At 65.4% G+C, this 14,054-nt stretch carries 10 protein-coding genes; 3 read left to right on the top strand and 7 right to left on the bottom strand.

Annotation, left to right across the window (positions count from 1 at the left end; genetic code table 11):
- Positions 1-45 precede the first annotated feature (45 nt).
- Together ACWFRF_RS27025 and ACWFRF_RS27020 are read right to left on the bottom strand one after the other, a co-directional pair.
- Complete coding sequence (locus ACWFRF_RS27025; protein ID WP_452452856.1) at positions 46-1,380, bottom strand: serine hydrolase domain-containing protein; 1,335 nt, start codon at positions 1,378-1,380, stop codon at positions 46-48.
- Between the two features lie 23 nt (positions 1,381-1,403).
- The gene (locus ACWFRF_RS27020) at positions 1,404-1,922 is read right to left on the bottom strand and encodes a hypothetical protein (RefSeq protein ID WP_378990945.1); all 519 of its coding nucleotides are present in this window, start codon (positions 1,920-1,922) and stop codon (positions 1,404-1,406) included.
- A 114-nt stretch (positions 1,923-2,036) separates the two neighbouring features.
- Here ACWFRF_RS27020 and ACWFRF_RS27015 point away from each other — a divergent pair, with 114 nt between their 5' ends.
- Positions 2,037-2,705, top strand: a complete 669-nt coding sequence (locus tag ACWFRF_RS27015; RefSeq protein WP_452452854.1) for a TetR/AcrR family transcriptional regulator — start codon at positions 2,037-2,039, stop codon at positions 2,703-2,705.
- Positions 2,706-2,758: 53 nt separating this feature from the next.
- On the opposite strand, the gene ACWFRF_RS27010 is transcribed toward ACWFRF_RS27015, so the two are convergent.
- Positions 2,759-3,289 (bottom strand): CGNR zinc finger domain-containing protein, encoded by a 531-nt coding sequence (locus ACWFRF_RS27010; protein ID WP_452452852.1) that lies wholly within the window; start codon positions 3,287-3,289, stop codon positions 2,759-2,761.
- 38 nt (positions 3,290-3,327) lie between these two features.
- Here ACWFRF_RS27010 and ACWFRF_RS27005 point away from each other — a divergent pair, with 38 nt between their 5' ends.
- Positions 3,328-4,329, top strand: a complete 1,002-nt coding sequence (locus ACWFRF_RS27005) for an EamA family transporter (RefSeq protein ID WP_452452851.1) — start codon at positions 3,328-3,330, stop codon at positions 4,327-4,329.
- Positions 4,330-4,347: 18 nt separating this feature from the next.
- Here ACWFRF_RS27005 and cynS read toward each other — a convergent pair whose 3' ends face one another.
- Positions 4,348-4,797, bottom strand: coding sequence for a cyanase (gene cynS, locus ACWFRF_RS27000; RefSeq protein ID WP_378990954.1), 450 nt, complete (start codon positions 4,795-4,797; stop codon positions 4,348-4,350).
- Positions 4,798-4,956: 159 nt separating this feature from the next.
- Here cynS and ACWFRF_RS26995 point away from each other — a divergent pair, with 159 nt between their 5' ends.
- Positions 4,957-5,784, top strand: a complete 828-nt coding sequence (locus tag ACWFRF_RS26995; RefSeq protein WP_452452849.1) for a formate/nitrite transporter family protein — start codon at positions 4,957-4,959, stop codon at positions 5,782-5,784.
- Here ACWFRF_RS26995 and ACWFRF_RS26990 read toward each other — a convergent pair.
- From ACWFRF_RS26990 to rpoB, 3 genes are all read right to left on the bottom strand, one after another.
- The gene (locus tag ACWFRF_RS26990) at positions 5,781-6,278 is read right to left on the bottom strand and encodes a hypothetical protein (protein ID WP_379315166.1); all 498 of its coding nucleotides are present in this window, start codon (positions 6,276-6,278) and stop codon (positions 5,781-5,783) included. The two genes, ACWFRF_RS26995 and ACWFRF_RS26990, sit on opposite strands and share 4 nt — an antisense overlap.
- A gap of 117 nt (positions 6,279-6,395) precedes the next feature.
- Positions 6,396-10,349 (bottom strand): DNA-directed RNA polymerase subunit beta', encoded by a 3,954-nt coding sequence (locus tag ACWFRF_RS26985; protein WP_378990960.1) that lies wholly within the window; start codon positions 10,347-10,349, stop codon positions 6,396-6,398.
- Positions 10,350-10,454: 105 nt separating this feature from the next.
- Positions 10,455-13,955, bottom strand: a complete 3,501-nt coding sequence (rpoB, locus tag ACWFRF_RS26980; RefSeq protein ID WP_378990961.1) for a DNA-directed RNA polymerase subunit beta — start codon at positions 13,953-13,955, stop codon at positions 10,455-10,457.
- Between the last annotated feature and the right edge of the window lie 99 nt (positions 13,956-14,054).

The raw sequence follows: 14,054 nt of genomic DNA, 5'->3' as shown, positions 1-14,054 counted from the left end.
ACCGAACCGCCGGGTGGCGAAACCCGGCGGTCCACCCGACGCGCGCTAGCCGATGCGGGTGAACAACCGGCCGGCCAGGTCCACTCCGATCACCCCGCCGTCCTCGTCGCGGCTGAAGTATCCGCGCTGACCGACGAAAGCCCCTGAGGTGACGATGTATTCGTCACCGGCGCCGGGCAGCAGGCCGACATCGAACGGCGCGTGGTCGGGCGGGAGATCCTGGCCGGCCGCCGCACGCAGCTCCGGCTTGATCCTGACCTCGAGGACCAGACTCGACGGGGTCGCGGTGATGTCGAAAGTCATCGCGTCGATCTCGTAGCGGCCGACCAGTTCCGCGGCCGCCGCGGCGTCGAAGGGCAACGGTGTCGGGTCGACATCATCGATGCCGAGGTAGTGCGCGAGGACCCAGCGGACGATGCGCTGGTTGCACGCGATCCCGTCGGGACCGGCGTTGGCCATCACCACCACCGCGAAGTCGCGTTCGGGGACGAGAAGCAGTTCGGCGAATTGCCCGAAGCCCGAACCGCCGTGGCCGATGGTGCGGACGCCATCGATGTCGCGGACGAACCAGCACTGACCGATCGCGTCGCCGAGCGAACTGGCCCGCAGCTGCACGGTCGGCTCCTGCATACGGGCGAGCATGTCGGTCGGCAGCACGTCGCTCTTCCCCAGGTGCACGCGCATCCACCGCAACTGATCGGCGACGGTCGTGGCCAGGCCACCGCCGGGATTGTTGGCGCGGTTGCCCTTCCACGGCCGGACGACGCTCATTTCGTGGTCGGCGCCGAGTTCGTGGCCGATCGCGAAGCGGCGGGTCATGACCTCGGAGAGCTGGAAGACACTGTTGTCCATACCGACCGGTGCGAGCACGAGGTCATGGACCGCGCGCTCGAAACTCTGGCCGGTGACAGTTTCGATGACCCGGCCGAGGAGGTTGAAACCGGCCTGACTGTAGGAGGAGCGTTCGCCTGGCTTGCCGATCGGCGGGAGATCGCTCAACCGGCGGGCGAACTCGGCGAGCGCGTCGTCACCCTCGCCGGTATCGACGAGGAGGTTCCAGTCCAGGCCCGAGGTGTGGTTGAGCAGGGCCCCGACGGTGATGCCGGCCGAGGCCGTGAATTCCGGAACATACTGCTGAACAGTCGCGTTGAGGTCGATTCTGCCTTCGGCGACCAGCCGCATCAGCGCGGTCGCGGTCACCGGTTTGGTGATGGAGCCGGCGGCGAACAGGGTGTCGGGGGTGATGGGAAGCGGGTTGTCGATGCCGGTGACGCCGTGCGTCGCGAAGATCTCGTGACCGTCGGCGAAAACACCGACGGCTAGGCCGGGGATGCCGAATTCGGTGGCGATAGCGGCGATGAACTGGGCGAGATCGGACATGGTTCTTCTCCTTGCTTGCTGTTTCAGGAAAGTACGAGGGCCGCGAGGCCGAGGACGGCGCTGCCGAAGACGGTGATGTTGCGCAGCGTCTGCAACGTCCAAGTCCAGGCCGGGAAGCCGGATTCGGCGGCCGCGAGCAGTGCGGGAACGTCGATACGGATCAGTTCGGGATCGCCCTTGCGGTGGAACGCGGCGCGCACCGAGCGCACGGCGGTGTGATTGCTGTAGACGATGACGCTGTTGCCGAGCAGAACCAGCGTCAACAGCACCCAGTTCAGCGGCCGGGCGACGGCCAGGTCAGCGAGGTTGACGCCGGCGAGCGCGATCATGATCGCGGCGACGCTCAGTGGCGCGGCACTCTCGTGGCCACTGGCGTCGAACCGCATGCCGTTCTCGGTGAGCGCGGTGGTGCGCACCCCCTGTCTGGCCAGCTCGGACTCGGCGGTGACCATGGCGGCCGCGCCGTAGCGATTGCGCACGAACGGCATGCTCACGAACGCGGCGGCGATGGCGAGGTCGATGGTGGCGAGGAAGACATTCATGCTGGTCGATCCCTTCTTGAACTTTGTAAAAGTAGCGTAGCGGTCTACTTGAACTAAGTGCAAGAGATTTCTTGAACTTTGTGAAAGTGCCAGGTGAACCCCTATGGTCTAGGCATGCCGCGTGAGACATTGACCCGCGAACAAATCGTCGCCACCGCGATCGACCTGCTCGACGAAGAGGGACTCGACGGGCTGAACATGCGCAGCCTCGGCAAGCGGCTCGATTCCGCACCGACCGCGATGTACTGGCATGTGAAGAACAAGGACAACCTGATTCGCCTGGCCGCCGACGAGATCTGGGGCGAAATCACCCTGCCCGATCCCGACTCGCTCGACTGGCGCGCGGCCGCCGAACAGCTGGCCCGCGGGTTGTACACAACCATCACCAGGCATCCCTGGCTGGTGCAGGCGCAGTCGAGCTACCTGCTCTACGGGCCGAACAAGGCTCGCCACGACGAGGTCGCACTGACGGTGTACGAGAACGCCGGGTTCGTCGACGACGCGGCCGACCAAGCGATGGGGTCGGTGTTCACACTGATCCTCGGCAGTGCCGCCGGCGCCGCGGCCGATGTGTCACTGCGGCGACGGCTCGGGCGCGGAGATCGCGATCCGGCGGTAGAACTCCAGGCCGCACTCGACGAGGCAGGCGAGATCGCCCTGCCGTATCCGCGGCTGCGAGCCCGGCTCGAGCGCGCCGACACGGAAACCCTCACGGCCGTGGGGAGTTTCGAGTTCGGACTCGCCGCATTGCTCGACGGGCTCACGCAGAGACGGCCGAGCTAGCCCGAGACAGACTCAGCCCGGCATCGGCCTACTCCGAACCACGTTGCAGTGGGCTACTTCCGGCGTGCACGGTAGGCGGCGACGGCGTTGCGGTTGCCGCATGCGGTGCTGCAATAGCGGCGGGAACGGTTGCGGGACAAGTCGAGTACCAGTCCCGCACAGTCTGCGTCGGCGCAGATCGAGAGTCTGCTCAGGTCGTCGGCGCGGATCAGATCGATCATCGCCATCGCGGTTTCGACGGCGATGCGGACCGGAAGTGGGGCTTGCGGCGGGACCGCGTGCACGTGATAGTCGACGTCGCCGTGGCGGACCAACTGCGGTACGGCGCGGTGCCCGGCGAGAGTCTCGTTCACGAGCGTGACGGCGGCATCACGGTCGCTGGTGAGCATCGCGCGCAGCGGCGCGCGCAGGGCCCGGACAGCGGTCAGTTCGGCCGCGTCGCCGGTGTGCGCGCCCGTGTAGACGTGCCGTTCGAAGAACTCGGCGAGCTGAGCCGTCTCGGTCAAGGTGTCGGGGTCTTCGGCGGAATTGACCAGTTCGACCGCCGCCAGCAGGGCCGCCTCGGTGTCATGAGCAAAAACCACATTGACATATTACCGCAGGCTCCTTACCGTCATTAGTCATGGCGACTTTGACTCATGACAGTGCGATCCGGATGCGGTCCGGACTGCTGCTCGCGCTGGCGTCGGCCACCTCGTTCGGGCTGTCCGGTCCACTCGCGCGTGGGCTGATGAACGCGGGCTGGAGCGCCGCCGCCGTTGTCGCCGCGCGCGTGCTGCTGGCCGGGGTGGTTCTCGTGCCGCTCGCCCTCCCCCACCTGCGGGGAAACTGGAAACTGTTGCGCACCAACGCTAATCTCATCGTTGCGTACGGCCTGGTCGCCGTGGCGGGCACCCAGCTCGCCTACTTCAACGCCGTCGCGCACATGGAAGTCGGCGCCGCGCTGCTGATCGAATACACCGCACCGATCGTCGTGGTGGGCTGGTTGTGGGTGCGCCACCGGCAACAGCCCGGCGCGGCCACCATCGCAGGCGCGGTCCTCGGAATCACCGGCCTGCTGCTCGTGCTCGATGTGACCTCCGGCCTGTCGACCGACCCGATCGGCATCGCCTGGGCGCTGGCGGCGATGCTCGGCGCCGCGGCCTATTTCGTCCTCTCCGCCCAGGGCGGGGACCTCCCCGGCACCGTTCTGGCCTGCGGCGGACTCCTGATCGGCGGCCTCACCCTGATCCTGGCGGGCGCCCTCGGCATCGTCCCCCTGCACGCCACCACCCACCGGGTCGCCTTCGCCGACTTCACCACCCCCTGGTGGATCCCCATCCTCGTCATCGGCATCGTCACCGCCGCCATCGCCTACGTCACCGGCATCGCCGCCACCCGCCGCCTCGGCTCCCGCCTGGCCTCCTTCGTAGCCCTCACCGAGGTCCTCGCCGCCCTGATCTTCGCCTGGATCCTCCTCGCCGAGGCACCCAGACCGATCCAGCTACTCGGCGGCGCGTTGATCCTCATCGGAGTCGTCTCCGTCCGCCTCGGCGAGCCCACCGCGCCCGCGCTCGGCGACCCCGAGACACCGGCAGACACCCCGACGGAGCTCCCGAGGACTCGGACCGAGCAAGGATCCTGACCGTCGACAGAACTCGATTCACCAGCGGTAGTCGAGGAATTTGCCGTCCAGGGTGATGACGACGCGGTCGCCGTCGGGGTGGGGGCGGCGGGCTATGTCGATGTTGAAGTTGATGGCGCTCATGATGCCGTCGCCGAATTCCTCGTGGATGAGTTCCTTAAGGGCGGGGCCGTAGACCGAGACGGCTTCCACGAGGCGGTAGATGGTGGGGTCGGACAGTGTCGCCGGGTCGGCGCCGCGGGAGGGTTGCAGACGCAGGCTTTCGGCGACGGTGTCGTCGAGGTCCAGCAGGGTGCAGACGGCGGCGGCCTGTTCCTCGGTCATCGGGTGCTGGCCGAGCAGGGCTGCCGTCGTCCAGACCACGGGTGCGCCGATCGATTCCGCGATGCCCGCCCACGTCATACCCTTGCGGATACGAGCGGCGACGATGAGGTCGGCGGCGGCGGACTTGCTCAGGATCGGTTGCATGCAGGGGCTCCTAGGGTCGGGGTCGCAGCCAGCCTGCCATTCGGAGGCACTCGCCGCCATAGTGGAATACCACTATTTACGTGGGAGCAACGTCCGGTGACCGCGAGGCAACCTCGACAGCGAAAACTCCTGCGCTAGAGCCACTACGAAGGGTTTTCCATGTCCTATCTCACACCGGCGGACTTCGTCGAGAAGATGATCGACGCGGGCGAGGCCAAAGCCTTCATGTCCACCCGCGACACCGTGATCCGCGCCTACATGGCGGGCGCGATCCTCGCCCTCGCCGCCGCGTTCGCCGTGACCATCACCGTGAACACCGGCGAACCACTACTCGGAGCCGTGCTCTTCCCGGTCGGGTTCTGCATGCTCTACCTGCTCGGATTCGACTTGCTCACCGGCGTTTTCACGCTGGTTCCGCTGGCCCTGATCGACAAACGACGCGGCGTCACGGTGCGCACGATGCTGCGCAACTGGGGACTGGTGTTCGTCGGCAACTTCGCGGGCGCGTTCACCGTCGCGGTGATGATGGCCATCATCCTCACCATGGGTTTCTCCGTCGACCCCAGCGCCGTCGGCGAGAAGCTCGGTGAGATCGGCGAATCCAGAACCCTCGGCTACGCCGAACACGGAGCCGCGGGCATGCTCACCCTGTTCATCCGCGCCGTGCTGTGCAACTGGATGGTCTCCACCGGCGTGGTCGCCGCCATGATGTCGACCTCGGTGTCGGGCAAGGTGATCGCGATGTGGATGCCCATCATGCTGTTCTTCTACATGGGCTTCGAACACTCCATCGTCAACATGTTCCTGTTCCCCTCAGGCCTGCTCCTGGGCGGCGACTTCTCCCTCGGCGACTACCTCGTATGGAACGAAATCCCCACCGTCCTCGGCAATCTCGTAGGCGGGCTCACCTTCGTCGGCCTGACCCTCTACGCCACCCACGCCCGCACCGCCCCGTCACGGCGGCCCGCCGAATCGGCCCTGGACTAGAGCTCCTCCGACGCCCGCAGGGTTGGGTCCGGGTACTCGTACGCCGAGCGAATCCACTCGACCCTGGGGCGGCCACCCGCACCGTCGAACTCGAGGAAGACCGCGTGCCGGTATCCGAGCTGCTCGATGAACGCACAGAGTTTGATGTAATCGCCTTCGCGTGCCCGCGCTGAAACGCGCCCCTTCTTGGCTTCCAGCACAAGGATATTGCCGCGTTTCGAACCACTGTACGGTTCGTGCACGATCAAGTCCGGTACCACGAAGCTGACATCGTCGAGCCCCGCGCGCGCCAATCGCAGCTGCTTCCGCACCATCGAGAATTCTAAATTCGTGACACGATCGTATTCGACATCCGCCCGCCACTTCCCGGGCAGAACCGACAATCGCTGATTCAGCGCGGATGCGATGTGCGCCACCACAGTTCGCTCGTGAACGGCATCCACGACCAGATCCGGACAGTCCGCCCACACCTGCTTGATCGCGCCACGGACCATGTCCTCGATCGACAGGGCCTCTGCGGTTTCGGGCATACCGAGATGGTCTCACCCCACACCGACACAGAAACGACGAACGCCCCGCTCCAAGAAGGAACGGGGCGTTCGGGTTACTGCTTAGCGGTAGTCGCTGAAGCCGTAATCGTCCAACGGCACCGCTGCGCCGGTGGAGGAGCCGAAGCTGTCCGGGGAGTAGTAGGTGTCGTCGTAGGACGGCACCGCGTACGCCGCGGCACGGGCTTCTTCGGTCGGCTGCACCTGGATGTTGCGGTAACGGTTGATACCGGTACCGGCCGGGATGAGCTTACCGATGATCACGTTCTCCTTCAGGCCGATCAGCTTGTCGGAGCGGCAGTTGATCGCCGCGTCCGTCAGCACTCGGGTGGTCTCCTGGAAGGAAGCCGCCGACAGCCACGAATCGGTGGCCAGCGACGCCTTGGTGATACCCATCAGCACGGGACGGCCCGAGGCCGGCTCGCGGCCTTCGGCCACCACGCGACGGTTCGAGTTCTCGAACTCGGCGCGCTCGGTGAGCGAGCCGGGCAGGAACTCGGTCGCACCCGAATCGATGATCGTCACACGACGCAGCATCTGGCGAACGATGACCTCGATGTGCTTGTCGTGGATCGACACACCCTGCGAGCGGTAGACCTCCTGGACCTCGTGGACCAGGTGGACCTGCACCTGACGGGGACCCATCACGCGCAGCACCTCGTGCGGATCGGCAGCGCCCTCGAGCAGCTGCTGACCCACCTCCACGTGGTCACCGTCGGCCAGCAGACGCTCGGAGCCGTCGTCGTGCTTGAACACCCGCAGACGCTGACGCTTCGAGAGCTTGTCGTAGACGACTTCCTCCGACCCGTCATCAGGGATGATCGTGATCTTGTAGAAGCGGTCGTCGTCCTCGAGACGCACCCGGCCCGAGACCTCCGCGATCGGCGCCTTGCCCTTGGGGACACGGGCCTCGAAGAGCTCCTGAACACGCGGCAGACCACCGGTGATGTCGTCGCCCGCGACACCGCCCTGGTGGAAGGTACGCATGGTCAGCTGGGTACCGGGCTCACCGATGGACTGGGCCGCGACGATGCCGACGGCCTCGCCGATATCGACCAGCTTGCCGGTGGCCATCGAACGGCCGTAGCAGGTGGCGCAGACGCCGGTGCCGGTGGTGCAGGTCAGCACGGAGCGGACCTTCACCTCGGTGATACCGGCCGCGAGCAGCGCGTCGAGCGCGGGGTCGCCGAGGTCGGCGCCCTTCGACACGATGACATTGCCCTTGGCATCCACCGCGTCGGACGCGAGCGTCCGGGCATAGGTGGAGGTCTCGACGTGCGCGTCACGGATGATCGTGCCGTCGGCCAGCTTCTCCGCGATCGGCACCAGGATGCCGCGTTCGGTGCCACAGTCCTCTTCGCGGACGATGACGTCCTGCGACACATCGACCAGACGACGGGTCAGGTAACCCGAGTCGGCGGTACGAAGCGCCGTGTCGGCCAGACCCTTACGAGCACCGTGGGTGTTGATGAAGTACTCGAGCACGGTCAGGCCCTCACGGAACGAGGACTTGATCGGGCGCGGGATGAACTCACCCTTCGGGTTCGTCACCAGGCCCTTCATACCCGCGAGGGTACGGGTCTGGGTGAAGTTACCCGTGGCGCCGGAGTCGACGATCGTGATGATCGGGTTGTCCGGCGGGTAGTGGGTACGCAGCGCGGCGCCCACTTCCTCGGTGGCTTCCTGCCAGATCTTGACCAGGGCGTTGTTGCGCTCGGAGTGATCGAGCGCGCCACGCTGGTACTTCTTCTCGATCAGGTCCGCCATCGACTCGTAGCGTTCCATGATCTCGGGCTTCTCCGGCGGAACGAGCACGTCCGACATGGAGACGGTGACACCCGAACGCGTGGCCCAGTAGAAGCCGGCGTCCTTGAGCTTGTCGACGGTCTGCGCGACGACGATCATCGGGTAGCGCTCGGCCAGATCGTTGATGATCGTGGCCTGACGCTTCTTCGGCATCGGCTCGTTGATGAACGCGTAGTCCGCCGGGAGCAGATCGTTGAAGATCACGCGCCCCAGTGTGGTCTCGGCCAGCCACGCTTCGCCGCGCTTCCAGCCGTCCGGGAACAGCTCGTTCTCGATATCCCGCGGCGGGCGCTGCTCGGTCAGCCGCACCTTGATGGTGGACCGCACGGTCAGCTCGCCACGATCGACGGCCATCTGTGCCTCGGCGGGCGAGGAGAACACGCCGTACTCCGGCTCGTCCTTGGCAGCGGCCTTGTAGGTGCCGACACCGTTCTCGTCGAGACGGGTCAGGTAGAACAGGCCCGTCACCATGTCCAGACGCGGCATCGCCAGCGGGCGACCCGACGCCGGGGACAGGATGTTGTTCGACGACAGCATCAGGATGCGTGCCTCGGCCTGCGCCTCCGCGGACAGCGGAAGGTGCACGGCCATCTGGTCACCGTCGAAGTCGGCGTTGAACGCCTCACAGACGAGCGGGTGCAGCTGAATGGCCTTGCCTTCGACCAGCTGGGGCTCGAAGGCCTGGATGCCGAGGCGGTGCAGGGTGGGCGCGCGGTTCAGCAGCACAGGGTGCTCGGCGATGACCTCTTCGAGGACATCCCACACCTGTGCGCGCTGACGCTCGACCATCCGCTTGGCGGACTTGATGTTCTGCGCGTGGTTCAGGTCGACCAGACGCTTCATGACGAACGGCTTGAACAGCTCGAGCGCCATCAGCTTCGGCAGACCACACTGGTGCAGCTTGAGCTGCGGACCGACCACGATGACCGAACGGCCCGAGTAGTCGACGCGCTTGCCGAGCAGGTTCTGACGGAAACGACCCTGCTTGCCCTTGAGCAGGTCGCTCAGGGACTTCAGCGGGCGGTTACCCGGTCCGGTGACCGGACGGCCACGACGGCCGTTGTCGAACAGTGCGTCGACCGACTCCTGCAGCATCCGCTTCTCGTTGTTGACGATGATCTCGGGCGCACCCAGATCGATCAGTCGCTTGAGGCGGTTGTTGCGGTTGATCACGCGGCGGTACAGGTCGTTCAGGTCGGAGGTGGCGAAACGGCCACCGTCGAGCTGGACCATCGGGCGCAGCTCCGGCGGGATCACCGGAACAGCGTCGAGCACCATGCCCATGGGCGAGTTGCCGTTGGTCTGGAAGGCCGCGACGACCTTCAGACGCTTGAGCGCGCGCAGCTTCTTCTGACCCTTGCCGGAGCGAATGGTCTCGCGCAGGCTCTCGGCCTCGGCGTTGATGTCGAAGTTCTCCATCAGCTTCTGGATGGACTCCGCACCCATGGCGCCGGTGAAGTACTCGCCGTAGCGGTCGACGAGCTCGCGGTAGAGCACCTCGTCGACGATGAGCTGCTTGACCGACAGCTTCGTGAAGGTCGTCCAGATCTCGTCGAGGCGGTCCAGCTCACGCTGCGAGCGGTCGCGCAGCTGACGCATTTCGCGCTCGCCGCCGTCCTTGACCTTGCGACGCACGTCGGACTTGGCGCCCTCGGCTTCCAGCTCGGCCAGATCGGCTTCGAGCTTCTGCGCGCGGGCCTCGAGGTCGGCGTCGCGCTGATCGGCGACAGCCTTCTTCTCGACCTCCATCTCGGCTTCGAGCGTGGAGAGCTCGTTGTGACGCAGCTCCTCGTCGACGCCGACGATGACGTAGGCGGCGAAGTAGATGATCTTCTCGAGATCCTTCGGCGCCAGGTCGAGCAGGTAGCCCAAGCGCGACGGAACGCCCTTGAAGTACCAGATGTGAGTAACCGGAGCGGCCAGCTCGATGTGGCCCATCCGCTCACGACGCACCTTGGCGCGAGTCACCTCGACGCCACAGCGCTCACAGATGATGCCCTTGAAGCGGACACGCTTGTACTTGCCGCAGTAGCACTCCCAGTCCCGGGTGGGACCGAAGATCTTCTCGCAGAAGAGCCCGTCCTTCTCCGGCTTGAGCGTGCGGTAGTTGATGGTCTCCGGCTTCTTCACCTCGCCGAAAGACCACTGGCGGATGTCATCGGCGGAGGCAAGGCCGATCCGGAGTTCATCGAAGAAGTTGACGTCTAGCACGTAACTTCCTTTCCCCTGTTCGGGTCGAATTCGAGCAAAAGTTCACTAGTTGTCGAGCGCGGTGCGCGGCGCGGTCGCTTCCACAGCGACCGCACCGCTTACCACCTAGTTCGCCAGATCGTCGATGGTGGCGGCTTCGTTCCTGGACAGGTTGATGCCCAGGTTCGCGGCCGCGCGCTCCAGATCCTCGTCTTCGCCGCCGCCCATCTCGATCGCGGCACCATCCGAAGACAGCACCTCGACGTTGAGGCACAGTGACTGGAGTTCCTTGAGGAGCACCTTGAACGACTCCGGGATGCCCGGCTCCGGAATGTTCTCGCCCTTGACGATGGCCTCGTAGACCTTCACGCGGCCGACCACGTCGTCGGACTTGATGGTCAGGAGTTCCTGCAGCGTGTACGCCGCACCGTAGGCCTGCATGGCCCAGCACTCCATCTCACCGAATCGCTGACCACCGAACTGCGCCTTACCACCCAGCGGCTGCTGCGTGATCATCGAGTACGGACCGGTCGAACGGGCGTGGATCTTGTCGTCGACCAGGTGGTGCAGCTTCAGGATGTACATGTAACCGACCGCGACCGGGTACGGGAACGGCTCACCCGAACGACCGTCGAACAGCGTCGACTTGCCGTCGGCGTTGACCATCCGCTCGCCGTCACGGTTGGGCAGGGTCGACCCGAGCAGACCGGTCAGCTCGTCATCCTTGGCGCCGTCGAAGACGGGCGTGGCGATGTTCGAGTCGGCCGGCGCGGCCAGCATCTCCTCGGGCAGCGTCGCCGCCCAGTCGGGACGGGTGCCGTCCGCGGCCACGTCGATATTCCAGCCGGCCTTACCGATCCACCCGAGATGGGTTTCCAGGATCTGGCCGATGTTCATACGACGGGGCACACCGTGGGTGTTCAGGATGATGTCGACCGGCGTGCCGTCGGGCATGAACGGCATGTCCTCGATGGGGAGGATCTTGCCGATGACGCCCTTGTTGCCGTGGCGACCGGCGAGCTTGTCACCGTCCTGGATCTTGCGCTTCTGGGCCACGTAGACGCGGACCAGCTCGTTCACACCGGGAGGCAGATCGTCGTCGTCTTCACGCGAGAACACGCGAATACCGATGACCTTGCCGGACTCACCGTGGGGCACCTTGAGCGAGGTGTCGCGCACTTCGCGAGCCTTCTCACCGAAGATGGCACGCAGCAGACGCTCTTCCGGGGTGAGCTCGGTCTCGCCCTTGGGCGTGACCTTGCCGACCAGGATGTCGCCGTCGCGGACCTCGGCACCGATGCGGATGATGCCGCGCTCGTCGAGGTCGGCGAGGACCTCGTCGGAGACGTTCGGGATGTCGCGGGTGATCTCCTCGGCACCGAGCTTGGTGTCGCGGGCATCGATCTCGTGCTCTTCGATGTGGATCGAGGTGAGAACGTCCTCTTCCACGAGGCGCTGCGACAGGATGATCGCGTCCTCGTAGTTGTGGCCTTCCCACGGCATGATCGCGACGAGCAAGTTCTTGCCCAGCGCCATCTCACCGTTCTCGGTGCAGGGGCCGTCCGCGAGGACCTGCCCCTTCTCCACCCGATCGCCCTCGTCCACGATCGGACGCTGGTTCGAGCAGGTGCCCTGATTCGACCGGTTGAACTTGCGCATCCGGTAGGACTTGCGGCTGCCGTCGTCGGCCATCACGGTGACGTAATCGGCCGAGACCTCTTCGACGACACCGGGCTTCTCGTTCACGACGACGTCACCGGCGTCGACGGCTGCGCGCAGCTCCATGCCGGTACCCACGATCGGGGACTCGGAACGGATCAGCGGCACGGCCTGACGCTGCATGTTCGCACCCATCAGGGCACGGTTGGCATCGTCGTGCTCGAGGAACGGGATCATGGCCGTCGCGACCGACACCATCTGGCGCGGCGAGATGTCCATGAAGTCGACCTGAGCCGGCGTCACGAACTCGACCTCTTCGCCCGCACGGCGGACGAGGACCTTCTCCTCGAGGAAGCGACCTTCGGCGTCGACCGGGGAGTTGGCCTGCGCGCGAACGTAGCGGTCTTCCTCGTCGGCGGTCAGGTACTTGACCTCGTCGGTGACCTTGCCGTCGACAACCTTCTGGTACGGCGTCTCGATGAAGCCGAACGGGTTGACCCGCGCGTACACCGACAGCGAACCGATCAGGCCGATGTTCGGGCCTTCCGGGGTCTCGATCGGGCACATGCGGCCGTAGTGCGACGGGTGGACGTCACGAACTTCCAGACCGGCACGCTCACGGGACAGACCACCCGGGCCCAGCGCCGACAGGCGGCGCTTGTGGGTCAGACCCGACAGCGGGTTGTTCTGGTCCATGAACTGCGACAGCTGCGAAGTTCCGAAGAACTCCTTGATCGCCGCGACGACCGGACGGATGTTGATCAGGGTCTGCGGCGTGATCGCCTCGACGTCCTGAGTCGTCATCCGCTCACGAACGACACGCTCCATGCGGGACAGGCCCACGCGGATCTGGTTCTGGATGAGCTCACCGACGGTGCGCAGACGACGGTTACCGAAGTGGTCGATGTCGTCGATCTCGACGGGGACCTCTTCACCGCCGGGGGCGGTCATCGTGCGGTCACCGGCGTGCAGACGCACCAGGTACTCGATGGTGTCGACGATGTCTTCCTTGGTGAGAACCGAGGAGGTCACCGGCTCGTGCACGTGGATGCCGAGCTTCTTGTTGATCTTGTAGCGACCGACGCGGGCCAGGTCGTAGCGCTTCTCCTTGAAGAACAGGTTCTCCAGCAGAGTCTGCGCGGACTCCTTGGTCGGCGGCTCGCCCGGACGCAGCTTGCGGTAGATATCGAGCAGCGCCTCGTCCTGGCCGGGCGTGCTGTCCTTCTCCAGGGTGGACATCATGATCTCGGAGAAGCCGAAACGCTCGACGATCTCCTCGGTCGTCCAACCCAGCGCCTTGAGCAGCACGGTGACCGGCTGACGACGCTTGCGGTCGATACGGACACCGACGGTGTCGCGCTTGTCGACGTCGAACTCCAGCCACGCGCCGCGCGACGGGATCACGCGCACGCTGTGCAGGTCCTTCTCGGTGGTCTTGTCGATGTTGTGATCGAAGTAGACGCCCGGGGAACGGACCAGCTGGGAGACGACGACACGCTCGGTGCCGTTGATGATGAAGGTGCCCTTGTCGGTCATCATGGGGAAATCGCCCATGAACACCGTCTGGCTCTTGATCTCGCCGGTGTTGTTGTTGATGAACTCCGCGGTGACGAACAACGGCGCCGCGTAGGTCATGTCCTTCTCTTTGCACTCGTCGATGGAGGCCTTGACCTCTTCGAAGCGCGGATCAGAGAACGACAGGGACATGGATCCGGAGAAGTCCTCGATCGGCGAGAGCTCTTCGAGCACCTCTTCGAGGCCGCCTGCGAGACCGACGTCGCCGCGAGCGGCCGCCTTCTCACGCCAGTCGGGAGTACCGACCAACCAGGCGAACGAGTCCGTTTGTAGGTCGAGAAGTCCGGGCACCTCCAAGGGCTCTCGGATCTTCGCGAACGAAACCCTCAAAGGGGCTCCGGGGATACCAGCCTTGGTCTGGGTGGAGACTGCCAAGATGCGTCCTTCCAGCACCTCACGCGCGTCGCGTGGTGGTCCGCGACCGTCGCTTGTCTGCTACGAATTCCGCTGGTTACAGCCCGAACGAAACCAGAACAAGCAGCAGCGGAAGTA

Source organism: Nocardia sp. NPDC055165, from assembly GCF_053606985.1.
Note: the sequence above shows the minus strand (reverse complement) of the source record. Positions and strands in the feature narration are given on the sequence as shown.

Bases quoted from the DNA above. Each gene is read 5' to 3' on its own strand.
- ACWFRF_RS27025 (WP_452452856.1), bottom strand. From the start codon at position 1,380: ATGTCCGATCTCGCCCAGTTCATCGCCGCTATCGCCACCGAATTCGGC.
- ACWFRF_RS27020 (WP_378990945.1), bottom strand. From the start codon at position 1,922: ATGAATGTCTTCCTCGCCACCATCGACCTCGCCATCGCCGCCGCGTTC.
- ACWFRF_RS27015 (WP_452452854.1), top strand. From the start codon at position 2,037: ATGCCGCGTGAGACATTGACCCGCGAACAAATCGTCGCCACCGCGATC.
- ACWFRF_RS27005 (WP_452452851.1), top strand. From the start codon at position 3,328: ATGGCGACTTTGACTCATGACAGTGCGATCCGGATGCGGTCCGGACTG.
- cynS (WP_378990954.1), bottom strand. From the start codon at position 4,797: ATGCAACCGATCCTGAGCAAGTCCGCCGCCGCCGACCTCATCGTCGCC.
- ACWFRF_RS26995 (WP_452452849.1), top strand. From the start codon at position 4,957: ATGTCCTATCTCACACCGGCGGACTTCGTCGAGAAGATGATCGACGCG.
- ACWFRF_RS26990 (WP_379315166.1), bottom strand. From the start codon at position 6,278: ATGGTCCGTGGCGCGATCAAGCAGGTGTGGGCGGACTGTCCGGATCTG.